23 protein-coding genes are annotated in these 24922 nt (G+C 69.8%); 12 read left to right on the plus strand and 11 right to left on the minus strand.

Annotated elements, in window-relative coordinates; genetic code table 11:
• Positions 1-18: 18 nt before the first annotated feature.
• Both LGM42_RS01510 and LGM42_RS01515 read left to right on the plus strand, forming a co-directional pair.
• Positions 19-690, plus strand: a complete 672-nt coding sequence (locus LGM42_RS01510) for a MarC family protein (protein ID WP_226231386.1) — start codon at positions 19-21, stop codon at positions 688-690.
• A gap of 159 nt (positions 691-849) precedes the next feature.
• The gene (locus LGM42_RS01515) at positions 850-1830 is read left to right on the plus strand and encodes an aldo/keto reductase (protein WP_060310862.1); all 981 of its coding nucleotides are present in this window, start codon (positions 850-852) and stop codon (positions 1828-1830) included.
• Positions 1831-1860: 30 nt separating this feature from the next.
• Here LGM42_RS01515 and LGM42_RS01520 read toward each other — a convergent pair whose 3' ends face one another.
• The 4 genes from LGM42_RS01520 to LGM42_RS01535 form a co-directional block, all read right to left on the minus strand.
• Positions 1861-2727, minus strand: coding sequence for a CPBP family intramembrane glutamic endopeptidase (locus LGM42_RS01520; protein ID WP_226231387.1), 867 nt, complete (start codon positions 2725-2727; stop codon positions 1861-1863).
• Positions 2728-2826: 99 nt separating this feature from the next.
• Positions 2827-3483 (minus strand): VC0807 family protein, encoded by a 657-nt coding sequence (locus LGM42_RS01525; RefSeq protein WP_059585133.1) that lies wholly within the window; start codon positions 3481-3483, stop codon positions 2827-2829.
• 331 nt (positions 3484-3814) lie between these two features.
• Positions 3815-4879 (minus strand): 2,3-butanediol dehydrogenase, encoded by a 1065-nt coding sequence (locus tag LGM42_RS01530; protein ID WP_059585032.1) that lies wholly within the window; start codon positions 4877-4879, stop codon positions 3815-3817.
• Between the two features lie 345 nt (positions 4880-5224).
• Positions 5225-5965 (minus strand): GNAT family N-acetyltransferase, encoded by a 741-nt coding sequence (locus LGM42_RS01535; RefSeq protein ID WP_060968847.1) that lies wholly within the window; start codon positions 5963-5965, stop codon positions 5225-5227.
• A gap of 201 nt (positions 5966-6166) precedes the next feature.
• On the opposite strand from LGM42_RS01535, the gene LGM42_RS01540 reads away from it, so the two are divergent.
• Complete coding sequence (locus tag LGM42_RS01540; RefSeq protein ID WP_060310864.1) at positions 6167-6649, plus strand: DUF3331 domain-containing protein; 483 nt, start codon at positions 6167-6169, stop codon at positions 6647-6649.
• Positions 6650-6672: 23 nt separating this feature from the next.
• Here LGM42_RS01540 and LGM42_RS01545 read toward each other — a convergent pair whose 3' ends face one another.
• Positions 6673-7875 carry a GNAT family N-acetyltransferase gene (locus LGM42_RS01545; RefSeq protein WP_226231388.1) on the minus strand — a complete coding sequence of 401 codons (1203 nt, stop codon included), beginning with the start codon at positions 7873-7875 and terminating at the stop codon, positions 6673-6675.
• Between the two features lie 180 nt (positions 7876-8055).
• Here LGM42_RS01545 and LGM42_RS01550 point away from each other — a divergent pair, with 180 nt between their 5' ends.
• The 6 genes from LGM42_RS01550 (at position 8056) to LGM42_RS01575 (ending at position 14790) form a co-directional block, all read left to right on the plus strand.
• Positions 8056-9534, plus strand: coding sequence for a PLP-dependent aminotransferase family protein (locus LGM42_RS01550; protein WP_060310866.1), 1479 nt, complete (start codon positions 8056-8058; stop codon positions 9532-9534).
• A gap of 366 nt (positions 9535-9900) precedes the next feature.
• The gene (locus tag LGM42_RS01555) at positions 9901-10746 is read left to right on the plus strand and encodes a CPBP family intramembrane glutamic endopeptidase (RefSeq protein WP_226231389.1); all 846 of its coding nucleotides are present in this window, start codon (positions 9901-9903) and stop codon (positions 10744-10746) included.
• Between the two features lie 45 nt (positions 10747-10791).
• Positions 10792-11694 (plus strand): hypothetical protein, encoded by a 903-nt coding sequence (locus LGM42_RS01560; RefSeq protein ID WP_226231390.1) that lies wholly within the window; start codon positions 10792-10794, stop codon positions 11692-11694.
• Positions 11695-12057: 363 nt separating this feature from the next.
• Entirely contained in the window at positions 12058-13644 is a 1587-nt protein-coding gene (locus tag LGM42_RS01565) for a trypsin-like peptidase domain-containing protein (protein WP_226231391.1), read from the plus strand.
• A gap of 240 nt (positions 13645-13884) precedes the next feature.
• The gene (locus tag LGM42_RS33310; RefSeq protein WP_413227403.1) at positions 13885-14124 is read left to right on the plus strand and encodes a hypothetical protein; all 240 of its coding nucleotides are present in this window, start codon (positions 13885-13887) and stop codon (positions 14122-14124) included.
• Between the two features lie 126 nt (positions 14125-14250).
• The gene (locus LGM42_RS01575; RefSeq protein WP_059585135.1) at positions 14251-14790 is read left to right on the plus strand and encodes a DUF4303 domain-containing protein; all 540 of its coding nucleotides are present in this window, start codon (positions 14251-14253) and stop codon (positions 14788-14790) included.
• Positions 14791-14842: 52 nt separating this feature from the next.
• Here LGM42_RS01575 and LGM42_RS01580 read toward each other — a convergent pair whose 3' ends face one another.
• The 6 genes from LGM42_RS01580 to cobA form a co-directional block, all read right to left on the minus strand.
• The gene (locus LGM42_RS01580; RefSeq protein ID WP_099317518.1) at positions 14843-15541 is read right to left on the minus strand and encodes a fumarylacetoacetate hydrolase family protein; all 699 of its coding nucleotides are present in this window, start codon (positions 15539-15541) and stop codon (positions 14843-14845) included.
• Between the two features lie 116 nt (positions 15542-15657).
• The gene (locus LGM42_RS01585) at positions 15658-16599 is read right to left on the minus strand and encodes a helix-turn-helix transcriptional regulator (protein ID WP_226231392.1); all 942 of its coding nucleotides are present in this window, start codon (positions 16597-16599) and stop codon (positions 15658-15660) included.
• Between the two features lie 80 nt (positions 16600-16679).
• The gene (locus tag LGM42_RS01590) at positions 16680-17279 is read right to left on the minus strand and encodes a uracil-DNA glycosylase family protein (protein WP_060310871.1); all 600 of its coding nucleotides are present in this window, start codon (positions 17277-17279) and stop codon (positions 16680-16682) included.
• 133 nt (positions 17280-17412) lie between these two features.
• Complete coding sequence (locus LGM42_RS01595) at positions 17413-18462, minus strand: CmpA/NrtA family ABC transporter substrate-binding protein (protein WP_059585044.1); 1050 nt, start codon at positions 18460-18462, stop codon at positions 17413-17415.
• A 5-nt stretch (positions 18463-18467) separates the two neighbouring features.
• A complete protein-coding gene (locus LGM42_RS01600) occupies positions 18468-19064 on the minus strand; it encodes an ANTAR domain-containing response regulator (RefSeq protein ID WP_059639544.1) in 597 nt (198 codons plus the stop codon).
• A gap of 120 nt (positions 19065-19184) precedes the next feature.
• Positions 19185-19952, minus strand: a complete 768-nt coding sequence (cobA, locus tag LGM42_RS01605; RefSeq protein WP_059639543.1) for a uroporphyrinogen-III C-methyltransferase — start codon at positions 19950-19952, stop codon at positions 19185-19187.
• Positions 19953-20609: 657 nt separating this feature from the next.
• Here cobA and LGM42_RS01610 point away from each other — a divergent pair.
• The 3 genes from LGM42_RS01610 to nirD are packed head-to-tail and all read left to right on the plus strand — an operon-like array spanning position 20610 to position 24915.
• On the plus strand, positions 20610-21938 hold the full coding sequence (locus tag LGM42_RS01610; protein ID WP_226231393.1) for an MFS transporter: 1329 nt from the start codon (positions 20610-20612) through the stop codon (positions 21936-21938).
• Positions 21939-21959: 21 nt separating this feature from the next.
• Entirely contained in the window at positions 21960-24533 is a 2574-nt protein-coding gene (nirB, locus tag LGM42_RS01615; protein ID WP_226231394.1) for a nitrite reductase large subunit NirB, read from the plus strand.
• A 37-nt stretch (positions 24534-24570) separates the two neighbouring features.
• A complete protein-coding gene (gene nirD, locus LGM42_RS01620) occupies positions 24571-24915 on the plus strand; it encodes a nitrite reductase small subunit NirD (protein ID WP_059585049.1) in 345 nt (114 codons plus the stop codon).
• Positions 24916-24922 lie beyond the last annotated feature (7 nt).

A 24922-nucleotide genomic window follows, 5' to 3' on the forward strand; every position in this document is an offset into this window, starting at 1 on the left:
CGACCGATGCTTCGCACGATGATCGTCAACCGCCTTGTCTCCGAGATCCTGTTCGGCTTTACCGGCCTGATCGGCATCATCAATCCGATCGGCATCGCGTTCCTGTTTCTCGAACGGACCGAGGCGCTCACCGCGCATGAACGGGATCTGCTCGCGCGGAAGGTCGCGTTCAATGCGTTCGTCGTGCTGATGGTCGCCTTCTTCGCCGGCACGCCGGTGCTGCATTTCTTCGGGATCTCGATGGAAGCGCTGCGGATCGGCGGCGGCTTCGCGGTTGCCGTGGCCGGCTGGCAGATGCTGAACGAACCGGACGGGCCCGGCGGCGGCGACACGTCGGTCAAGCCGATCGACGCGAACGCGATCATGACGCGCGCGTTCTTCCCGCTGACCATGCCGCTGACGGTCGGCCCCGGCTCGATCGCGACCGCGATCGCGCTGAACGCGAACCGCACGCACAAGCTGTCGGAGTTCGCGCTGTCGAGCATCGTGTCGATCGCCGTGTCCGTGCTCGTCGCGCTCGTGATCTGGCAGGTCTACAGCCGCTCCGCGCTGCTCGCGCGCTACCTCGGCAGCGAAGGGACGAAGGTCGCGAAACGCGTGTCGGCGTTCCTGCTGCTGTGCATCGGCGTGCAGATCATGCTGACCGGCTTCTCCGCGTTCCTGCAACCGCTCGCCGACCAGGCCAGATAACCGGGGCCACCCGGTTCATCCTTCAAGGGGCCTCCTTTCACGCAGCCTGCACGCGGCGCGCGGTCATGCGCGTTCGCGGCATGCGGGATACCATGCGACGTCTGGCGGATGCGCGGCGCGCATCCGGCCGCAATCCCCACCTGATTGGCGAGGCGTGCAATGGAATACGTGAAATTCGGGTCGACCGGGCTGGACGTGTCGAAGCTGGTGCTGGGCTGCATGACGTTCGGCGAGCCGTCGCGCGGCACGCATCCGTGGACGCTGCCGGAAGCGGAAAGCCGCCCGATCATCCAGCGGGCGGTCGAGGCCGGCATCAATTTCTTCGACACCGCGAACATGTATTCGGACGGAACGTCCGAGGAGATCGTCGGCCGCGCGCTGCGCGATTTCGCGAAGCGCGACGAAGTCGTGATCGCGACCAAGGTGTTCTACCGGATGCGGCCGGGGCCGAACGGCGCCGGCCTGTCGCGCAAGGCGATCATGACCGACATCGATCAGAGCCTGAAGCGGCTCGGCACCGACTACGTCGACCTCTACCAGATTCACCGCTGGGACTACGGCACGCCGATCGAGGAGACGCTCGAGGCGCTGCACGATGTCGTGAAGGCCGGCAAGGCGCGCTATATCGGCGCCTCGTCGATGTTCGCGTGGCAGTTCGCGAAGGCGCTGCACACGTCGAAGCAGAACGGCTGGACGCGCTTCGTCAGCATGCAGAATCACCTGAACCTGCTGTATCGCGAGGAAGAGCGCGAAATGCTGCCGCTGTGCGAGGACGAAGGCATCGCGGTGATTCCGTGGAGCCCGCTCGCGCGCGGGCGCCTGACGCGCAACTGGGACGAATCGTCGGAACGGCAGCAGAAGGACGACGTCGGCCAGCGGCTGTACGACGCCACGGCCGATGCGGACAAGGCGGTCGTCGAGGCCGTCGCGGCGATCGCCGCCGCGCGCAACGTGCCGCGGGCGCAGGTCGCGCTGGCGTGGGTCGCGCAAAAGCGCGGCGTGACCGCGCCGATCGTCGGCATTTCGAAGCCGCGGCAACTGGACGATGCGCTCGGCGCGCTCGCGCTGAAGCTGACCGACGATGAAATCGCCACGCTCGAACGCCCGTACGTGCCGCACGCGGTCGCCGGGTTCAACTGAGCGACGGCGGCGGCGGTACCTGCGCCGCGTTCAGCGCGCGGCGGCGAGCATCGGGTAGGTGAACAGGCCGAAGTGGACGACGTTCAGCCCCGCGTGCGCGAGCGCGGCGGCGAGCAGTCCGCCGCGCCGCCACGCGAGGCCGTAGCCGACGCCGGCCACCGTGCCGAGCACGATCCATTGCCAGCCGCCCGCCGCGTGCGCGGCGCCGAACAGCACCGCGCCGGCCGCGAGCGCGACCCACGGGCCCCACGAGTACGCGCGGAACATGCGTGTCAGCCCGCCTTGCACGTAGCCGCGAAACAGCGCTTCCTCGGCGAGCGTCACCAGCAACAGGTTGTTCACGAGCCACAGCCAGCCCGCCGGCGGCCATTTGGGCGCCCAGCCGACCATCCCGAACGCGAGCGCGCCGGCCAGGCACGCGGCGGCCGTGGCGACGGCCGCCACGACGCCGGTGCGCAGCGCGCGCGACAGCGCGACGCCGGGGGCGACCCACGGCAGCACCCACAACAGCCACAGCCCGACGAGCGGCTTGTCGAAGTTCAGGTACATCGTGAATGGCGCGGCGTCCGGGGTGAAGCGGATCGGCCCGATCACGCGCGGATTGTGGAAGCCCGGAATCAGGTGCAGGCTCAGCGCGATCGCCAGCGCGGCGAAGACGAGGTGCGCCACGATGCGCACCGCGAGCGGGCGCTCGGGCAGCACGCCCCACGCGGCCGCGATCAGCAGCGCGAAGGGCGCCAGCGTGATCGGCGCAAGCTGGCCGAATGCGAGCGCACCCGCATAGCCGAGCACGGCGAGGCCGATGCTCAGGCCGTGCAGCGGGCGGTGCCATGCGAATGCGGCGGCCGCGAACAGGGCGATCCAGATCGTGGCACACGGAAGGAGCGAAAGGGACATGACGGGAAACGGATGGGCGGACGAGACGCCGCGCATCATACAGCAGGCGCCGTGAAACGCGGCCGGGCGGCATCGGCCGGGCAGCCGGCGCACCGCGTGTCAGCGGCCGGCGGTTTCCGTGACGCCGCCGCGGCCCGGGATGTCGACGCTGTTGCGCACGCGCATCCGCCGCCGATACCAGAACGTCCACAGCAGCAGGCAGCCGAACACCGTGTAGCCCATCACCGGCGACACGACGAGTACGCGTTCGACCGGCCAGTTGGCGACCATCCACCAGCGCAGCAGCATCTCGAGCGTCATGATCGCGCCCCACACGAACGTCATCAGCCGCAGCATCTGCCGCAGGCCCGGCTGCGCGTCCCAGACGGCTTCGAAGTGCGCGGCGCCGCCGTCCATCTCGCGGGCCACGGTGGCGCGGGCCAGATAGTAGATCAGCGGGCGTTCGCGCAACAGCGACAGCAGGAACACGATGCCGATCGTGCCCGAGCCGATCGATTCGCGCATCAGCAGCGTGCGCGGGCTGCCGCCGAACGCCATCCCGACGATCGACAGCGTGATGCCGAGCAGCACGATGGCCGCCACCGCGTCGATGCGGCGCGAGCGGATGAATTCGACGATCGACCAGACGATCGGCGGAACCGCGGACGCGTACAGCGCGCCGGTTTCGCCGAAATACGGATGCGCGACCCGATAGGCTACCCACGGCAGCACGAGGTTGACGAAGAGTTCGAGTATCAGTCCGGCTCGCGGTTTCACGGTGCGCCATCCCACGCAGGTCGGGGCGAACGCGCGAAAGGCGTGGTCGCCCCCGGTTGCCTCGACAATGCCCTGAAAAGGGTTCGGTCCAGTATATCGAAGAATCGCGCGGGGCTCGGGGTTGTGAATGTTTCCGCGTGCCGCGTCCGGATGGAACGCGGCATGGCGGCAGCCCCGGACCGGGGTGATGAGGGTTGCGCGCCGCGCCACGCGGGAAAGGGAGGCGGAATCACGCGCCGCCCGCGCAGGGGCGACGCTACGACGGCATAGCGGCGGCCTGCGCGCCGCGGCGCGAATCGATGCCGCGGATGCCGCAGGCGCGCGCGTGCGGTCAGGAGACGGCCGGCTGGACGATGATCTTCACGTTGCGGTCCTTGTGGTTCACCAATTCCTCGAAGCCGCGCGTGACGATGTCGCCGAGCGCGATGCGCCCGGTGATGAGCGGCTGCACGTCGATGCGGCCGTCCGCGATGAAGCGGATCACGTCCGCGAATTCGCCGTTGTACGCGAGCGAGCCGATCACTTCCTTCTCGGTCGACACGATGTCGAAGAAGTTGAACGGCGCCGGTTCCTCGAAGATGCCGACCATCACCGACTTGCCGGCCTTGCGGATCACGTCGATCGCGAGCTTCGCGGTGGCCGTGTGCCCGATGCATTCGAACGACACGTCGGCGCCGTAGCCGCCCGTCAGCGCCCTGACTTCGGCGATCGCATCGGACGTCTTCGGATCGATGACGACGCTCGCGCCCACCTCCAGCGCCTTCTGCTTGCGCGCGGCCGACATTTCCAGCGCGATCACGCGCCCGGCGCCCGCGGCCTTCGCGCACATGATCGTGCACAGGCCGATCGTGCCCGCGCCGACCACGACGACGGTCTGCCCGACGATGTTGCCGGCCTTCTTCACCGCGTGCAACCCGACCGCGAGCGGTTCGATCAGCGCGCCGGCCTCGGTCGGGAAATCGTCGGGCAGCTTGTACAGCAGCTCGGCCGGCACGTTCACGTATTCGGCGAATGCGCCGTTGTTCATCAGCCCGGTGAACGCGAGGTTCTCGCAGATGTTGTACAGCCCGTGCCGGCAGTACCAGCAGGTGCCGCAATGCTGGCACGCGTCGGCCGTCACGCGGTCGCCGACCGCGAAGCCCGACACGCCCGCGCCCAACTCGGCGATCTCGCCGCTGAACTCGTGGCCGAGGATGCACTGGCCCTTCAGGCCGGTCAGCGGGTGCGGCGCGTCGACAGGGATGAACACGGGCCCGGCGACGTATTCGTGCAGGTCGGAGCCGCAGATGCCGCACCAATGCACGCGAATCGTCACCCACCCCGCGGGCGGGCGCTGCGGAACGGGAACCTCTTCGACGCGGATGTCGTGGCGGCCATGCCAGACGGCGGCCTTCATGCTGGGCGGGGTGATCGATGCCGGTGTACTCACGTTGCTGTCTCCGTCGGGTTGTCGTCGGGTGCGCGGCAATGCTGCCGGTGCGCCCGTCGCGCGATTGCGCGATCGACCGGTATGCAGGAACGGGGCCAGCGTGAATCAGGGCGGTGCGTGGCAAGCGGAAGCACGCGTGGCGTGCGTTGCACCATGTCGCTTTCCGGCGGCCGGCAACGATTCAGAAGAAACGGAGCGTCGGCTCTGCTGCGATAGCGAAACGGCGGGCGGGGTGAGACGGCGGGACGTTCGTCTCACCGTGATGAGACGAATCGCGAGACGAACGTGACGGGGGCGTTGCCTGCTTCGCGTTCAGGCGAGCACTTCGTCCACGGCAACCGCGGCGAGCGACGTGAATCCGGCGGCGCGGTACAGCGGCTGACCGGCTTCGGTCGAGATGAGCCACGCGCGGCGCGCACCGCGGTGCCGCGCGTGCGCGACGATCGCGGCGAGCAGTTGCGTCGCGAGGCCGCGGCGCCGGTATGCGTCCGCCGTCCCGACGCGGTCGACGACGATATCGCGGGGCGACGCGAAGCCGTAGCGCGCGGTGGCCGCGATCTGCCCGTCGAGCCGGTGCGCGAACAGGAACGCGGCGGGATTCGGCTGGAATGGCGGGAAGGCGCCGCTCGTGTTGAACGCTTGGATCGCGTCCGGCGTGTCGCAGGCGAGCGCTTGCGCGAGCGCGTCGTCGCCGGACAGCCCGTCGATATCGGCGGCCATGAAATGCTCGTCGGTCAGCCGGCGCGTCCTGCCTCGCAGCGCGGGCGGCAGCGGTGCCGCGCCGTAGCGCGTGATCCACGCGCCGACGGCAAACGGGCCGGCGCCGGATTCGGGCGCACCCTCGATCATGAAATGCTCGAAAGGCCGGCCCATCGCGCGGTCGAACTGCACGACATGGCCGTCCGGGCCGTCGTGCAGCGGCGCGTCGCGCCGGTCGCGCGCGGCGCAGTACCCGGCGATGAACGCGCGTACGGCCGCCTTGCGGCGGGGGAAATCGGACCAGGCTTCGTCGAGCGGGAACAGCGTGGCCGGGGCGGGGGAGGCGGTCGGCATGCGTAGGGGCGCGGCGTTGTCAGGGCGAAGGCGCCAGCTTAGACCAGGATGCCGTCGCGTGTCGCGCCGGCCATTGCCGCGATCGCCGAAACGGATCGTTGCGCACGCTACCCCTTTACTTGAAGTTAACTTCAATTTGTATCATGTGCGCCAGTCCGATTGCGCTCGCGTGCGGCATCCCGTTGCACGCGGCCGCCAAGCATGCTCAACACCATGGAAAGCCCGATCTGCGAAGAAGACCTGTCGTGCGACGCGTCGGCGTTGGACGAAGACGATGCGATGCCGTCGCGCGGCGGCGCGGTCGCGCATCCGCTCGTGACGATCGGCCGTACGCCGATTCCTGAGCAGGCGACCGCCGCGGCGTCGCCGTTGCGCCCGCAACTGTTCGTCACGGTGCTGGAGGCGGGCGACGACGCGCTGCTGGTGCGCTGGGTCGACAGCGGCCGGTGTCATTACGGCGAGCAGCGCTGGCGCCTGCGCGTCGCGTTGCAGCCCGGGCGCTGCGCGCTGTCCGGGCAGCCGATCGAGCCGGGCGAACCGGTGTTCCGGCCGGTGCGGCGGCCCGTGCCGGCCAACGGCGACGAGATGATCTGTCCGGCCGCGGTGCCGGGCGTGGCCGGTGCGGCGCACGATGGCGCGCCGGAAGACGGTGGCCCACGCCATCCGGCCGATGTTCATGGCTGAACATCGGCCGCCAGGGAGCGACGTCATTTCTTCAGATCGTGCCGGTACTGGATGAAGCCGGCGTTGTTCGCGAGCTTGTCGTACAGCGCGCGCGCGGTCGTGTTGGTCTCGTGCGTGAGCCAGTACACGCGGCTCGCGCCGGCTTCGCGGGCCCGGTCGTACACGGCCTCGATCAGCGCGCCGCCCGCGCCCTGGCCGCGCGCGTCGGGCGCCGTGTACAGATCCTGCAGGTAGCAGTACGGCCCTTCGGTCCAGCACGAGCGGTGGTAGATCGCGTGCACGATCCCGACCAGCGCACCCGACGCATCGAACGCGCCGAGCACGAACATCGGCTCGTCCGGATCCATCAGGCGCGCCCATGTGGTCGCGAACACCGCGTCGCTCAGCGCGGTGTCATAGAACGTCTGGTAACCCTGCCACAGCGGGCGCCATGCGGCTTCGTCGGCGGCGACGAGCGGGCGCACCGTGACGCGCGTCGCGTCGTTCGCGCGGCTGGCCGCGTCGCGCGCGCTGGCCTGCGCGTGGCGGATCGCGGTGAGCGACTGGCGCTGGTTGCCTTCGGCGTCGAAATTCTCCGGCGCGAGCCAGGCTTCGAACGCGGCGCGGACGTCCGGCCATTCGCCGTCGATGATCGAGAACCACGCGGTGTCGCGATTGCGGCCGCGGTAGACCATCGCCTGCCGGAACGTGCCCTCGTAGCGGAAGCCGAGGCGCGCGGCCGCCTTGCGCGACGGCGCGTTCAGGTCGTCGCACTTCCATTCGTAGCGGCGGTAGCCGAGCGTATCGAACGCATACTTCATCAGCAGGAACTGCGCTTCGGTCGATACCGGCGTGCGCTTGAGCAGCGGCGAGAACGTGACGGAACCGACCTCGATCACGCCGTTCGCCGGATCGATGCGCATCAGCGCGAGCGTGCCGACCGCGCGGCCCGTGGCGCGATCGATCACCGTGTAGTGCAGCGGATCGGCGCTCGCCTGCGCGCCGCGCGCGTAGTCGCGATAGCTGGACGCGTCGGCGTACGGGCCGTGCGCCAGATAGGTCCAGTCGCGGCCGTCGGGCGCCTGCGCGTACGCGGCGTACAGATCGGCCGCGTGGCGTTCGGCGTCGAGCGGTTCGAGCCGGCAGTAGCGGCCTTCGAGCGCGATGCGCTCGGGGCGCGGGCGCGCGGACCAGTCGGGAACGGGTTGGCCGATGGGCTGCTGGAAAGCGTTGGTGAGCGTGGGCAAGGTCGATCTCGCTTCGGTTGGCGGCCGGCGACATGCCGGCATGCAGACGATCGTAGTCCCGGCGAGGTACCATGAGAAGCGCCAGCGTGCGGCAAATTTATGGTGCCACGGTCGGTAGCCGCCAGCCGTACGCCGCTCACCATCCGTCCCGTTCCGACCTCTTCACGCCGCGATGTTCCGATGACGACTGCCTTTCCTCCCGGCGACACGCCGTTGCTGCCGCTCGATGCGCCGCTGGCGCGTACGCCCGGCGCCCCGTCGCTGCAGCGCCAGCTGCTGCGCCGCTTGCGCGACGCGATTCTCGGCGGCGCGATGCCGGCCGGCACGCGGCTGCCCGGCACGCGCGCGCTGGCCGACACGCTTGGCGTGTCGCGCAATACGACGGCCGCGGTATACGAGCAGCTCGTCGCCGAAGGTTTCCTGCAGTCGGACCGTCGCGGCACGCGGGTCGTCGGGCTGTCGCGGCCGGCGCCGCCGCGCCGGCGTGCCGCGCCGCCAGCCGTCGCGCAGCGGCTCGGCCGGATTCGCCCGAGCCTCGTCGGCACCGGCGAATCGGAGGGCTTCCGGCCGGGCGTGCCCGCGCTGTCGCATTTCCCGGTGGACGCGTGGCGGCATGCGATCGATCGCGCATTGCGCCGCGCCGGCCGCGATCTGCTCGCGTACGGCGATCCGCTCGGCGAGCCCGCGTTGCGCGAATCGATCGCGCGCCACCTGGCCGTCACGCGTGGCGTGCGCTGCGATCCCGAGCAGATCGTGATCACCGAAGGCGCACAGGGCGCGATCGCGCTGTGCGCGCAGTTGCTGACGAATCCGGGCGATACGGTGTGGGTCGAGGAGCCCGGCTATCGCGGCGCGCGCTCCGCGATGCAGGCGGCCGACCTCGACGTCGTGCCGATGCCCGTCGACGCGGAAGGGCTGCGCGCGGAACCGGACGACTGGCGCGAGCGGCCGCCGCGCCTCGTCTACACGACGCCGTCGAACCAGTTCCCGACCGGCGCGGTGCTGTCGATCTCGCGCCGGCTCGCGCTGATCGATGCGGCACGCCGCCATCGCGCGTGGATCATCGAGGACGACTACGACAGCGAATTCCGTCACACCGGCGAGCCGATCGGCGCGATGCAGGGGCTCGCGGCCGATTCGCCGGTGGTCTATCTCGGCTCGTTCAGCAAGACGATGTTTCCGGCGCTGCGGATCGGTTTTCTCGTGCTGCCCGACACGTTGCTGGCCGCCGTGCGGCCCGCGTTGCCGGAGATGCTGCGCGGCGGGACGCGCCATGTGCAGCTCGCGCTCGCCGATTTCATCGAGACGGGCGAGTACGGCCGGCATCTCGGCCGGATGCGCCGGCTGTATCGCGACCGGCGGCGTGTGCTGCTCGCCGCGCTCGACAGCAGCCTGAGCGTGCCGCACCAGGTCGAGGGTGGCCCCTGCGGGCTGCATCTCGCGCTGCGGCTGCCGGCGCGTTATCGCGATCGCGCGATCGTCGAAGCGGCGCGCGCGCACGGCATCGGGCCGTTTCCGCTGTCGGGTTTCGCGATCGATGCGGGGCGCGCCGGCAACGGGCTCGTGCTCGGTTTCGGCAATACGTCCGCGGATGCGTTCGAGCCGATGTTGCGGGTGGTGTCGGCGATCGCGGAGCGGGTGGGCGCGGGTCACGCGTGACGGGTGGATTCAATACCCGGCGCTTTAAAGGCCATGGCGGGCCGCAAATCATTCAATATTTTAAAAATCCGGCCGATATCTCGATATTGTCGATTTCCGACCGCGCAGCCTGAATCGAAAGTTTTGTCTTTTCCATCGCAAAAAATGGTCAATGTCGCTTGTCACGGCGCCTGCGGTGAGCGACGATTTCGCTCCGTAACAAACGGTTACTTTTGTGCCGTCACTGGATATCGGAGAACGAAGGCGCGATGAGTCGCGTCGGCCGGGTGCTCCAATAAATAACAATGCCGATCGCGACGAGATCGGCCGCAGGCATCCGAGTGCGTGATCACCGCATATGCCGCCTGCGAAACCGTATAGAACGACATGAAACCGGATTCAAGCCGCTATTGCTTCCCGAATCTGCTGGAAGCGTTTTTTATCGTCGTCGTGCTGAACATGGTCGAGTATGTGACGAACTCGATCATCTGGTCGGCCGGTCGCGGCGCCGGCCTGCAACCGATGGCGATCGCCAGTATTGGGCGTGTGCTCGCCAATGGGCTCGTATTTACGGTGCTGCTTCATCACGGCAAATTCACCTACCGTCGCTTGCTGCACGATGGCGTCGATTCCTGGCGAACGACAATCGGGCGATTTCTCGTGCCCGTCGTGCTGATTACGCCGGCATTGGTGGTGGCGATGAGCGTGCTGGAAGTCGGCATCGGGCAGTTTTTCTCGTGGAGCGGCAGCCGCGATGAAGCCCGGGAAGTGTATGTCAACGGCGGGCTCGGCCTGATCGTATTGACCTGCGTGATTGCGCCGCTACTCGAAGAGATGCTGTTTCGCGGCGTGATGCTGCGCAGCTTCCTGCGACAGTATCCGGAGGGAACGGCTATCGCCCATTCGGCCGCGGTGTTCGGTCTTGCGCATATGAACGTCTATCAGTTCGTGCTCGCATTCGGACTCGGCTTGCTGATCGGAAAGCTCTATGCGGCTACCCGATCGCTGTTGCCGGGCATGTTGATTCATGCCTGCTACAACACGGCCGTGGTGATCGTCGCGCTGAAATCGCCGTTCGTCCTTGCCAAGGAGAGCCTGCTCGAGATCTGGCCGGCTTCCTGGTGGTTCGGCGCGCTTGCGTTGGGCGGTGTCGGCGCATGGGGGCTGGTCAAGTCGGTCGATGCGCTGCGAATGGCGCCGGCCGGTATGGCAAACAACGATGGCGCGAACTGAACGCGCGCGGTGACGGGTTTCTACAACGAGCAAACGAGGTGAAGCATGCGGGGCAAGCAAGTCTGTCTGGTGGGGCTGGCGAGTACTGTGTTGATGCTGACGGCATGTGGCGGCGATGACGGTGGCGCGGCCAAAACGGGCAGCAACGCGTCGAACAACGACACGGCGGGAACGCCGACGGTCCCGTCGCCCGCCACGCCGGCGCCGGGCGCGCCGGCCCAGCCGTCCGTCCCCACGGCCTGCCGGCCGAACGGCAGCTTCAGCTATTCGGGCGCTGCGTCGCCGGTCGCGGCGAACAACGGCCAGCTCGCGGTGCTCGTGGTGCCGAATTTGCCGAGCGAGTGGGCGAAGAATCGCAACATGACGGCGGCCGATGTGCCGGCAACGAGCCTGGTTCAGCAGGGAAGCGGCGCGTTTACGACGCTGGCGTCGTCGGCGGCGGCGACCGACTGCCTCGGGCTCGACCACGGGGCCGTGACCGAGATCCAGGGCGTCGGCACCGATGTGGCGATCGGCCGGTGGAATCGCGCGATGGATACCGACGGCAATACCTATGCCGATACGCAGGGCGTGCACTACGCGGTCGGCACGCCGCTGTCATTGCCCGCGACGGGCGGCCCGCTTTCGTGTACGCAGGTGATCGCCGACACGGTGGCGAGCAACGAGGGCGGCACGAACGGGACGCTCGTGTCGGCTTCGGCCACGCTCGATCCGGTCACGCGCATGCTCACCACGCTGGACCTGTCGATCAAGCTCGGGAGTGCGCAATACGGGTTGACGTACACGCAGGTGCCGTTGAACGGCGTGTTGAAGACCGCCGGGCCCGCGACGATTCAATCGATCGTCGTCGGACATGACGCGGCTCAGCCGCTCGTTGCCGTCGGCTACACGGCGGCGGTGCCGACCACGCAAGGCGTTGGCGGGGTCGCTGTGTTGTCGTGTCACTGACTCGAGTCGATGCCGGTTCGTCGACGGAAGGAGGCCGATGACGAACCGTTTGTTGTTTGCGCGCCGCATGCGGTCTGTCGGCAATGCGCGACCGGCAAATGGGTGGCCGCGGACCGCGACGATGAGGTGGCGGCGACGCGCACAGTGAGCGATGCGTGGTGAATATTCGGATTGACGAACCGCGCAGTTTGTTCGAAACGAACGCCGTCGCGGTTCCACCACCGCGACACCTTCCGGCATACGGGTTTCGATTCGTATGTCCCAACCGGCGCTTGGGCTATAAATGGTTGGGTGTACCGGTGCTTGTCGGACGCCTGCGCGTCTCGCGCAGGGCGGCGTCGCGGCTGCCGGGGGAGGTGCGCCGTGGTTTGCCAGACGCTTGCTCGCGCCGTGCTTCGCACCGCGTTGATCGGGGGCGTGTTCGCCGGAATCCTGCCGTCGCCCGCCGCCGTTGCCGGCACGCTCGCGCCGCACGCCGCACCGCCGGCGATGAAGGCGCGGCCGTCCGCCGCGCCTTATGCGATGCCGGTCGACTTCCCGGCGATCGTCGAGCGCTACGGCCCGGCGGTCGTGACCGTCATGGCCGCCACCCCCGATCCGCAAACCGGCGGCCCGGCCTTTGCCGCCCTCGATCCCGACGATCCGCTCGCCGCGTTCTTCCGGCATGGCGCGCCACCGGCCGCGCAGGGGCCGCAGGCGCAGGCGCCCGATCCGGCGCCGCGCGCGGTGTCCGGCAGCGGCTCGGGTTTCATCGTCAGCGCCGATGGCCTGATCCTGACGTCCGCCCATGTGGTCGACGAGGCGACCGACGTGACGGTGCGCCTCACCGACCGCCGCGAATTCAAGGCGACGGTGCTGGCCGTCGATCCGCAAAGCGATGTCGCCGTGCTGCACGTCGACGCGACGAAGCTGCCGTTCGTGCGCGTCGGCGATTCGTCGAAAGTCCGCGCGGGCGAGCCGGTGATGACGATCGGCGCACCGGACGGATCGGGCAACACGGTCACGGCCGGCATCGTCAGCGCGACGTCGCGCCGGTTGCCGGACGGCAGCGCGTTTCCGTTCTTCGAGACCGACATCGCGCCGAATCCGGACAACTCGGGCGGCCCCGTGTTCAATCGCGCGGGCGACGTGATCGGCATCGCGGTGCAGGTCTATACGGGCGCCGACCGCTACGCGAGCACGACGTTCGCCATCCCGATCGCATTCGCGGCCAAGGTGCGCGCCCAGTTGCGCGCGCAACAGCAGGCGCAGATGCAGGCGCAGCCGGCTCAGGCGCCCGCCCCGGGCGCGCCGCCGTCGGCCAATGCGTTCGGCGTCGACGTGCAGGACGTCGGCGTCGGTCTGGCCGCGGCGTTCGGGCTGCCGCGTCCGGCCGGCGCGCTCGTCAACGGCGTCGCGCCCGGTTCGCCGGCCGCCGCGGCCGGGCTGAAGCCCGGCGACGTGATCGTGAAGATGGGCGACAAGGCCATCGGCCGCTCGGCGGAACTGGACGACCTGGCCGCCGCGCTGCCGCCCGGCGCGAAGGCGCCGCTGCGCGTGATCCGCAACCGTGCGCCGGTGAAGCTGACGATCGTCGGCGTCGACGATGCGGGCGGCGGCCCGGCCGCGACAATCGGCCCGGCCGCGCCGAAGGCCGCTGCACGGTTGGGGCCGGGGCCGGCCGCGGGCGAAGCAGGCGACCACGGCGACCGCCTCGGGCTGACGATGCACGCGTTGAGCGATGACGAGCGCCGTTCGACGGGGCTCGCGGTCGGAATGATGGTGGACGCGGTGCACGGCCCGGCCGCGCGCGCGGGCATCCAGCCGGGCGACGTCGTGCTGGCGCTCAACGACACGCTGCTCGAGACGCCGGACGACGTGCCGTCGCTCGAAGCGAACGGCGGTAGCGTGATCGCCGTGCTGATCCAGCGCAACAACGCGCGGAAGTTCGTCTCGGTGCGCACGCGTTAGGGCGTTGACGCGGCTGGTGTGGTCCGCCTAACATCGGCCGATATCGCTGGCGGTGCGCCGCCACGCATTCGTGACATTCAGGAGCCATTCGGCATGAAAACGGCTTGCTTGATCGTAGTAGTCCACAGGCGCAGGGCCCGGTAGCGGGATCGCGCCGGTACCCATGCGCCCCCGACTCGTTCGGGGGCTTTTTTTTGCGTTGCGCACGGCCGCGCGGCCCGTGCGCGGGAGGGCATCCGCTTGCCATCGAACCCGTCGACCGCTTCCGCCCCGGCGTCGCCGCGGCACGCCACGCTGATCATGCTGTGCGCGCTGTCGGTCCTGCCGCTGAGCCTGTTCCTGCCGTCGCTGACGGGCGCGCTGCTGACCCCCGCCAACGCGGGCTACCTGCCGCTCGCGATGATGCTGCTGTCGGCGGCGATCGCGCTGGCGGCCGCCGTGTGCGTGCGCGCATTCGACGGACGGGACGCCGCGCGGTGAGCGCGGGTGCGCCCCGGTACCGGCGCGCGGCCGAATGGCGGACAATCCGCCGCATGCCGGGAGATGACGCACGATCGGCGCGCCGCGTGTCCCGGCGAGCGAGAAGGGCGACTGGACGAGGATGCGATGAGCGACTTTTCTGATTTCCAGCGGGACATTGCCGATGCCGCGAGGGCGACCTTCAGGGCGCTGCGGGCGTTGCACCCGGACGAGCATTTCTATGCGTTTGCGTTGTACACCGACAGCGGCGCGATGACGGTGGTGCCGGCCGCCAATTCGGTCGAAGGGCTGCGCCGGATTTGCGCGCGACAGGCGGTTGCGGACGACGATCCGTGGTTCGTGTGGGGCGTGTCCGAGTGGGCGTACGCGGCGGCCGAGGCGTCGCCGTTCAACGCGATCTGCGGCAGGCTGGCCGACGAAGTGCTGAGTCCGCAGTTCGTCCAGTCGCGCTTCACGGAATTTTCCCGACAACTGCACGCCGACATGATCGCGGCATTGCGGCTGCTCGATCGCGACGGCGTGTTCGGCACGGGCGACGCCAGGGCGGCCATCACGCTGTTCGTGTCGATCAGCGACGACGACGCGGCCGAGGCGCTGGAAAACGCGTCGGCGAAAGCGCTGAATCCGCCGGCCGTCGCCGACGCCTTCCTGCGCCGCTACGACTGACCGGCATCGGGATCCCGCGGGGCGGCCCGGGCAGGCCGCCCTGTAAACGGCATTACGGCTTCGCGCCGACCACGAATTCGAACGTCGCGACGCCGTCGACGCCGCCCGTCACGCGGTCGCCCGGCTGCAGCGCGCCGACGCCGGCCGGCGTGCCGGTGAAGATCAGGTCGCCGGCCTTCAGCTCGACCGAGCGCGACACGTACGCGATGACGTCGGGCACGGGCCAGATCATGTCGGCGAGGTCGCCTTGCTGGCGTGTGTCGCCGTTGACCGCGAGCCAGATGCGGCCGGTCGCCGGGTGGCCCGTGGCCGCCGCCGCGCGCAGCGCGGTCACGGGGCCCGATGCGTCGAAACCCTTCGCCCAGTCCCACGGCCGGCTCAGCTTCTTCGCGTCGGCCTGCAGGTCGCGGCGCGTGAGGTCGACGCCGACGCCGTAGCCCCACACGTGCGACAGCGCGTCGGCCGGGTCGATCGACCGGCCGTCCTTGCCGATCGCGACGACCAGCTCGATTTCGTGATGGAGATCGTTCGTCAGCGGCGGATAGGCGACCGTGCCGCTGGCCGGGACGATTGCGTCGGCCGGCTTCGTGAAGAAGAACGGCGGTTCGCGGTCGGGGTCGGCGCCCATTTCGCGGGCATGGTCGGCATAGTTGCGGCCGACGCAGAATACGCGGCGGACCGGAAAGCGCGCGGACGACTGTTCGACTTCGACGGAAGGACGCTCGGCGGCGTCGATGACATAGGCGGACATCGGAAGGCCTCGTTCGGTAGGAAGACGGAGGGCCGGCACACCGGCCGGCATGCGTGCAACGATACCCGACGCGCGTGCGTGCGGATGCGACGCAACTGCGTTTTACCGGGACAAAACTACGCGTCGGCGGCCGGCGGCGTGTCGTCGCCGTCGGGCAGCGCCGCGTTCGCGTCGCGGTACGCCTTCGGCGACACGCCGACCCGCGCGCGGAAACGCCGTGCGAAATACCCTTCGTCGCGGAAGCCGACCGAGCGCGCGATGTCCGCGATGCGCCGGCTGGTGTGGGCCAGCAGCGATTGCGCGAGCGCGATCCGGCGCTCGGTCACGAGATCGGTGAAGGTGCTGCCGGTTTCCTTGCGGACCAGGTGCGCGAGGTAGTTCGGGGAGAGAAACGCGGCTTCGGCGGTCGCCGCGAGCGTCAGGTCCTCGCGGGTCAGGTTCGCGCGCACGTGGCGCAGCACGCGGGCCAGCGCGTCGCGCCGGCCGGCGCGCTGGGCGCCGCGCTGCGCGAGCTTGTCGAGCGCGCCCGCGTACTGCGTGCAGACGAGCCCGATCAGTTGCAGCAGGTAGCCGCGCAGCAACGTGGTCGAGCCGAACGTGCGCACGCGATCGGCATCGAGCATGCACAGCGCGAGGCGGCGCGCTTCGTCGTACGTGTCGCCGGTCAGGATGAAATCGAGGTGCTCCTGGAAGCGGAACGGCGTCAGCTCGGGGAAGCGATGCGCGGGCACGTCCTCGAGATCGAGCGGATCGACGTCGAGATCGGCGCGCAGGAACGCCTGGCTGAAGTTGATCACGATGAAATGCGCGCCTTCCGGATGCGGAATCAGGTGCTCGCGGTGCGGCAGCACGAACGCGAGCGCGCCGCGCGGAAACGGCCGCGTGACGCCGCCGATGCGCTGCTCGGTGTCGCCGCCGAGGTTGAACTGGATCTGGAAATACGCGTGCCGGTGCGGCTCGGTGATCGCCTGGCGCGACGCCTGGTCGCGGATGTAGAAATCGAGCCGGTCGCTGCGTTCGGGCATCCCGTACAGGCGCGGCGGGGCGGTGGAGGGCATGAAGGATTCTGCTGTTCGTGACGCGGTTGAGCCGCGATGGTACAGCGAACCGGGCGCGACGGGCACGGGCGCTCGCGCGGTCAGCCCGCAGCGAGCCGCGCGACCCGGCGCCGCAGTTCGGGCACGACCTCGGCGTCGAACCACGGATGGTGCTTGAACCATGCCTGGTTGCGCGGGGACGGATGCGGCAGCGGCAGGAGAGCAGGGCCGTAGTCGCGCCAGGCCTGCACGGTGTCGGTCAGCGTCGCCTTGCGCGTGTCGCGCAGGAAATGCCGCTGCGCGTACTGGCCGATCAGCAGCGTGAGCCGGATCGACGGCAGTTCGGCCAGCAGCCGGTCGATCCACAGTCGCGCGCATTCGGGGCGCGGCGGGTTGTCGCCGCTCGCGCCGCGGCCCGGGTAGCAGAAGCCCATCGGCACGATCGCGAAGCGCGTCTCGTCGTAGAAGGTGTCGGTGTCGACGCCGAGCCATTCGCGCAGCCGCTTGCCGCTCGCGTCGTCCCACGGGATGCCGCTCGCATGGACGCGCGCGCCCGGCGCCTGCCCGACGATCAGGATGCGTGCGTCGCGATGAGCGCGCACGACCGGGCGCGGGCCGAGCGGCAGGTCGGCCTCGCATGCACGGCACGCGCGGATTTCGGTGAGCAGCACGTCGAGCGGCGTGCGCGTGGGTTTCGGCATCGATTCGGAGCGGGGACGGAGTAGCAACGCGGTGTCGGCCGCGCGGCACGGGCAGGCAGCGGCCGGACGGCCGGCCCGGCGTGGAGCGGCCCGGGCGGGCGCGCCGCCCGCCTCGTGCGTCCGGCTTCGGACCTCACGCCCGCGACGGGCCTGCCGCGCCTTCGGCGACCGCAGCATCATACAACGCGGTCTGCGCGATCGCCGCGGCGATACGCGCGTCGTCGTGCGAACCGTCGAGCATGCCCCAGCGCCGGTATTGCGACAGGAACCACACGCCTTCGCGCGGATCGGGCCGGTTCACCGTGCCGCCGTCGTGGAAGCGGATCGGCAGCGGCGGCGTGGCGAACGGCCCCGCGCCGTAGTCGCCGAGCAGGCGCGGCGCGATCAGCCGGGCCGGCACGCCGAGCGCGTCGGGCGACGCGAGCCAGTCGGCCGCCTCGCGGCGGTGCGCGGCGCTGTCGAGCCACGCGCATGCATCGACGAGCGTGCGGACCAGTGCGCGCGCGGTGGCCGGATACAGCGCGACGAAGTCGCGCCGGGTCGCGAGCACCTTCTCCGGATGATCGGGCCAGATCTCGCTCGTGACGGCGACGGTGCGGCCCGCGCCGCATGCTTCGGCCACCGCGTGCCACGGCTCGCCCGCGCAGAAACCGTCAAGCTCGCCGCCCGCGAGCGCCGCGACCATCTCGGGCGGGGGAATCACGACGCTGCGCACGTCGCGCAGCGGATCGATGCCGTGCGACGCGAGCCACGCGTTCAGCCACATCGCATGCGTGCCGGTCGGGAAAGTCTGAGCAAGCAGCGGCTTGCGGCCGAGCGTCGCGAACGCGGTGCGCACGCTGGCGGTTTCGCGGTAAGCGTCGGCGAGGCCGCGCGACAGCGTGATCGCCTGGCCGTTGCGGTTCAGCACCATCAGCGCGGCCATGTCGGCCTGCGGGCCGCCGATGCCCAGCTGCAGCCCGCAGACGAGCCCGTACAGCGCATGCGCGGCGTCGAGCTCGCCGCTGAGCAGCTTGTCGCGCACGGCCGCCCACGACGGCTGGCGACTCAATTCGAGCGTGAGGCCATGGCGCGCGCCGAGGTTCAGGCGCTGCGCGACGATCAGCGGGGCCGCATCGCTGAGCGCGACGAACCCGAGGCGAAGATGCGCGCGTTCCGGCGCGGCGGGAGGTGAGGTATTCATGGCACTCATGACTGGGGTGACGCGTCGAGCAGTTGTCGCGCGACGTCGACGATGCGCAGGCCCTGATCCATCGCGCGCTTGCGCAGCGCCGCATACGCATCGTGTTCGGACAGCTTGCGCTGGTCCATCAGCACGCGTTTCGCGCGGTCGATCAGCTTGCGCTCCTCGAGTTCGCGCTCGACGTCGGCCAGCCGGCGGCGCAGCGCATCGTCGTGCGAGAAGCGCGCGAGCGCGACTTCCAGAATCGGCGCGAGACGCTCGGCCGACAACCCTTCGACGAGATACGCGCTGACGCCCGCGCCGACCGCCGCGCGGATCAGTTCCTGGTCGGCGTCGTGACTGAACATCAGCACGGGGCGCGGGGCGGTCGCATGCATGACCGCGAGTTGCTCGAGCGTATCGCGCGACGGCGAATCGGTATCGATGATCACGACGTCGGGACGTTGCTCCTCGACGGCCGCCGGCAGGCGCGCGGGCGTCGCGACGTCGTTCAGCATCTCGTAGCCGAGGCGCGCGAGCGCGTCGCCGAGTTCGCCGATCGGCTTGTCGGTATCGGTGACGAGCAGCACGCGCAGGCGGGCGGGCGGGGCGGACGAACTCATGAGGCGGGCAACAGGAGCAGTGACGCGTCGGCGCAAGGGGCGAACGATGCATGCCGGCCGCACGCGCGGCCGGTGCTGAACGGAACGGGGAGCGGCCGAAGCCGCGCGGGGCCGCGCATGTCAGGCGGCCCGTGCCAGCGCCGCGTCGGTCGTCGCTTCGGCGTCCGCGCCCTGCGCGGCCGCTTCGCCGATCGCGCCGCCGACGAGGATCACGGCCGGGCTGCCGAGCCGCGCGGCTTCGACGCCGCGCGCGAGGGTGCCGAGCGTGCCGGTCCAGCGGCGTTCGTCGGGCGTGCCGGCCCATTGCACGGCCGCCGCCGGCGTCGACGCGGGGAGCGCGGCGAGCAGGCCTGCCGCGATGCGGTCGACGCGGCTCATCCCCATGTAGATCGCGAGCGTGGTGCCGGTCGCCGCGAGCCGTGCCCAGTCGGGTTCACCGTGGTCCTGGCGATGCGCGGTGACGAACGTGACGCCCTGGCAGTGCTCGCGGTGCGTGAGCGAGATGCCGAGGCTCGCGGCGGCGGCGAAGCCCGACGAGATGCCGTTGACGATCTCGACCGGAATCGCGGCCGCGCGCAGTGTCGCGAGCTCTTCGCCGGCGCGCCCGAACAGCAGCGCGTCGCCGCCTTTCACGCGCACCACGTGCGCGCCGCGCAGCGCGTAGCGGCGCATCAGTTTCTCGATGAACGCCTGCGGCGTGGAGCGGCAGCCGCCGCGCTTGCCCACGCGGATCACGCGCGCGTGCGGCGCGAGTTCGACGATGCCGGGCGCGACGAGATCGTCGAGCAGCAGCACGTCGGCGGCGGCCAGCGCCTTGACCGCCTTCAGCGTGAGGAGATCGGGATCGCCGGGCCCGGCGCCCAGCAGCGTGACTTTGCCTGTCGTCATGTCGTGTTCCTGTGCCGCATCGCATCGCTGCGGCGGTCTGATGTCGCGTTGTTGCTCGGCGGCGGCGGGCGGTCGAAACGCACCGGCATCCGGCCGTGCCGTGCACGGAGGGGACGCCGTTGTCCTGACGGGCCCGCCGTGAACGGCGGGCCGGGTTTGCGGGGACTGCCCACCGGCGCCGTTGCCGGTGTGACGAAGATTCAGCAATATCCGGGCCAGCCGGCGCGACGATGCGGCCTTTGCGCGACGCGGCGCACCGTGCGATGGCCGCGAGCATGCATGTGCCCGCTGCGCGCGAGCAGCCGCCATGCCGCATCGGCGTGCATCGTGCCCCGTCAGCGCGCACCGCGTCCCGCACGGCGACAGTGCTGCAGCGCACCACATCTGTGCCTCGGTGCATCGCGACGGAGAGCGCGCCGCGCGCCGCGGTGACGCGCCCGATGCCCGGTGCGCCTTGTGCGGCGGGGCTCGCGGCGCGATTGACGCCGACATGGCACGTCGCTTGCGTAAGCTGGTTCGGGCGGATCAACGGCGATTCGCTTGCAGCACCGAATACCGACGCGCCCGGCAACGGGCTTCATGGGCAACGGCGTCCTACGCATCAGGTCTCGACGAGACCGGGTGCGCAGGACGCCGTTTTTCGTTTGGGCGGACGACATGACCGACAAAGCAACCCGTATCGATCTCTTCAGCCTCCGCACCGCGCCGATGCGCGCGTTCCATCTGACGTGGATGGCGTTCTTCGTATGCTTCTTCGCGTGGTTCGCGTGCGCGCCGCTGATGCCGCTGATCGCGCGCGAATTCCATCTCACCGCGGCGCAAGTCGCGAACATCAACATCGCCGCTGTGGCCGCGACGATCGCCGTGCGGCTGCTGGTCGGCCCGCTGTGCGACCGCTTCGGCCCGCGCCGCGTGTATGCCGGGCTGCTGCTGCTCGGCGCGATCCCCGTGTTCGCCGTGTCGTTCACGCACGATTACTTGTGGTTCCTGATCTGCCGGCTCGGCATCGGCGCGATCGGCGCGGGCTTCGTGATCACGCAGTACCACACGTCGGTGATGTTCGCGCCGAACGTGGTCGGCACCGCGAACGCGACGACGGCCGGCTGGGGCAATGCCGGCGCGGGCGCGACGCAGGCGCTGATGCCGCTGCTCGTCGCCGCCGGCCTGATGCTCGGCTTCGGCGAGGATTCGTCGTGGCGCATCGCGCTGGTCGTGCCGGGCGTGGCGATGCTCGTGATGGCGTGGGCGTACTGGCGCTTCACGCAGGACTGCCCGCAAGGCGATTTCGTCGCGCTGCGCAAGCAGGGCGTGACGGTCGACAGCGGCAAGAAGGGCGGCTGGGCGAGCTTCTTCGCGGCCTGCGGCAACTACCGCGTGTGGATGCTGTTCGTCACGTACGGCGCGTGCTTTGGCGTCGAGGTGTTCATCCACAACATCGCCGCGCTGTACTACGTCGATCACTTCAAGCTGTCGCTGAAGGATGCCGGTTTCGCGGTCGGGATGTTCGGGCTGCTCGCGCTGTTCGCCCGCGCGCTCGGCGGCTGGCTGTCCGACAAGATCGCGGCGCGCCGCAGCCTCGACGTGCGGGCGGCGCTGCTGTGCGCGCTGATCGTCGGCGAAGGGCTCGGGCTGATCTGGTTCTCGCATGCGCAAAGCGTCGGCATCGCACTCGTCGCGATGCTGACCTTCGGCCTCTTCACGCACATGGCCTGCGGCGCGACCTACGCGCTGGTGCCGTTCATCGACCGCAAGGCGCTCGGCGGCGTCGCGGGGATCGTCGGCGCGGGCGGCAACGTCGGCGCGGTGGCCGCGGCTTTCCTGCTGAAGGGCGTCGGCGACGTGCAGCACACGCTGAGCCTGCTTGGCCTCGCCGTCACCGCGACCGCGCTCTGCGCGATGGCCGTGCGCTTCAGCGAAGAACACAAGGCGCGCGAAGCCGAGCTGCGCGATCGCGCGCTGGCCGCCGCCGCCAACGCCGCGAACTGATCGACCGAAGGAACCGTCATCATGAAACTCATCGTCATCGGCCACGGCATGGTCGGCCACAAGCTCCTCGAATGCGTCGCGGCGCAAGCCGGCACGGCGGGCGCGCCGCACGTCACCGTGCTCGGCGAGGAGCCGCGTCCGGCCTACGACCGCGTGCACCTGTCCGAATTCTTCGCGGGCAAGTCGGCGGACGACCTGTCGCTCGTCGAACCCGGCTTCTTCGAGCGCCATCCGCGGTTCGACCTGCGCCTGAACGCGCCAGTCGCGTCGATCGACCGCGCCGCGCATACGGTCACGCTCGCGTCGGGCGAAACGCTCGCGTACGACAAGCTGGTGCTCGCCACCGGCTCGCGTCCGTTCGTGCCGCCGGTGCCGGGCCGCGATCGCGCGGGCTGCTTCGTGTACCGGACGATCGAGGATCTCGAAGCGATGCAGGCGTGCGGCGCGCAGGCCCGGCGCGGCGTCGTGATCGGCGGCGGGCTGCTCGGCCTCGAATGCGCGAAGGCGCTGCGCGACATGGGGCTCGACACGCACGTCGTCGAATTCGCGCCGCGGCTGATGGCCGTGCAGGTCGACGACGGCGGCGGCCGGATGCTGCGTGCGAAGATCGAGGCGCTCGGCGTGACCGTGCATACCGGCAAGAACACGCTCGAGATCGTCGACGGCGACGAAGGCGCGCACCGGATGGTGTTCGCCGACGGCTCGCATCTCGACACCGACATGATCGTGTTCTCGGCCGGCATCCGGCCGCGCGACGAACTGGCCCGCGCGTGCGGGCTCGAGATCGGCCCGCGCGGCGGCGTCGCGATCGACGACGCGTGCCGCACGAGCGACGCCGACATCTACGCGATCGGCGAATGCGCGGCGTGGAACGGCACGGTGTACGGCCTCGTCGCGCCCGGCTACGACATGGCGCGCGTGGTCGCGAAACAGCTCGCGGGCGACGCCGCCGAAGCGGCGGACGCGGCGTTCGCCGGCGCCGACATGAGCACGAAGCTGAAGCTGATGGGCGTCGACGTCGCGAGCATCGGCGACGCACACGGCACGACGGCCGGCAGCCGCACCTACCAGTACGCGGACGAGCGCCGTCAGGTCTACAAGAAGCTCGTGGTGTCCGACTGCGGCAAGTTCCTGCACGGCGCGGTGATGGTCGGCGACGCGGCCGAGTACGGCACGCTGCTGCAGATGATGCTGAACCGCATCGAGCTGCCCGAGTCGCCGGAATTCCTGATCCTGCCGTCGTCGGACGGCGCGGCGAAGCCGGCGCTCGGCGTCGACGCACTGCCGGAAGGTGCGCAGATATGCTCGTGCAACAACGTGTCGAAGTCGCAGATCTGCGCGGCCGTGGCCGACGGCGCGACGAGCCTCGGCGCGCTGAAGACGTGCACGGGCGCCGGCACGTCGTGCGGCGGCTGCGTGCCGCTCGTCACGCAGATCATGAAGGCCGAGATGAAGAAGCAGGGCCTCGCGGTCAACAACCATCTGTGCGAGCACTTCCCGTATTCGCGGCAGGAGCTGTTCCACCTGATCCGCGTCGAGCGCATCACGACGTTCGACGCACTGCTCGCCAGGCACGGCCACGGGCTCGGCTGCGACGTGTGCAAGCCGGCCGTCGCGGGCATCCTCGCGTCGTGCTTCAACGAGTTCGTGCTGAAGAAGGAGCACGCGGGCCTGCAGGATTCGAACGACTACTACCTCGCGAACATCCAGCGCGACGGCACGTACTCGGTCGTGCCGCGCATGCCGGGCGGCGAAGTCACGCCGGAAGGGCTGATCGCGGTCGGCCAGGTCGCGAAAAAATACGGCCTGTACACGAAGATCACGGGCGGCCAGCGCGTCGATCTGTTCGGTGCGCGCGTCGAGCAGTTGCCGTCGATCTGGGAGGAACTGATCGCGGCCGGCTTCGAATCGGGGCACGCGTACGGCAAGGCGCTGCGCACCGTGAAGTCGTGCGTCGGGTCGACGTGGTGCCGCTACGGCGTCGACGATTCGGTCGGCCTCGCGATCGACCTGGAGAATCGCTACAAGGGGCTGCGCGCGCCGCACAAGATCAAGTTCGGCGTGTCCGGCTGCACGCGCGAGTGCGCGGAAGCGCAGGGCAAGGACGTCGGCATCATCGCGACCGAGAAGGGCTGGAACCTGTACGTGTGCGGCAACGGCGGAATGAAGCCGCGCCACGCGGAACTGCTCGCGTCCGACCTCGATCGCGCGACGCTGATCCGCTACATCGACCGCTTCCTGATGTTCTACGTGCGCACGGCCGACCGTCTGCAGCGCACCAGCGTGTGGCGCGACAACCTCGAAGGCGGCCTCGACTACCTGATCGACGTCGTCGTGCACGACAAGCTCGCGATCGCGGCCGAGCTCGAGGCCGACATGCAGCACGTGGTCGACACCTACGAGTGCGAATGGAAGCGGGCCGTCACCGATCCGGACACGCGCAAGCGCTTCCGCCACTTCGTGAACAGCGACGCGCCGGACACGACGATCGAATTCGTCGAGACGCGCGGCCAGATCCGGCCCGCGACGCCCGCCGAGCGCGCGGGCGGCAAGCCCGTGGCGATTCCGGTCGTCGCCGAGCCGGCGACCGTCTGACCCCGACCGTCATCCGTAACCGAGCAAGGAGCCCATCATGAACGACCGTCTTCCGCTGTCCTGGACCCGCGTGTGTCCGCTCGACGACATCGTGCCGAACACCGGCGTGTGCGCGCTCGTCAACGGCGAGCAGGTCGCGGTGTTTCACGTCGCGCATCCCGACGGCGGCGTGTTCGCGATCGACAACGTCGATCCCGTGTCGCAGGCCGCCGTGATGTCGCGCGGGCTGATCGGCAGCCTCGGCGAACGCGTCGTGGTCGCGTCGCCGCTGTACAAGCAGCACTTCGACCTGCGTACCGGCGAATGCCTGGAAGCGCCCGAGCAGTCGGTGAGCGCGTATCCGTCGCGGGTCGAGGACGGTTTCGTGTGGGTCGCGGCCTGAGCCCGCC

Origin of the sequence: Burkholderia sp. AU39826 (assembly GCF_020419965.1) — a bacterium.
In the GTDB taxonomy this organism is placed as follows: Bacteria; Pseudomonadota; Gammaproteobacteria; order Burkholderiales; family Burkholderiaceae; genus Burkholderia; species Burkholderia semiarida.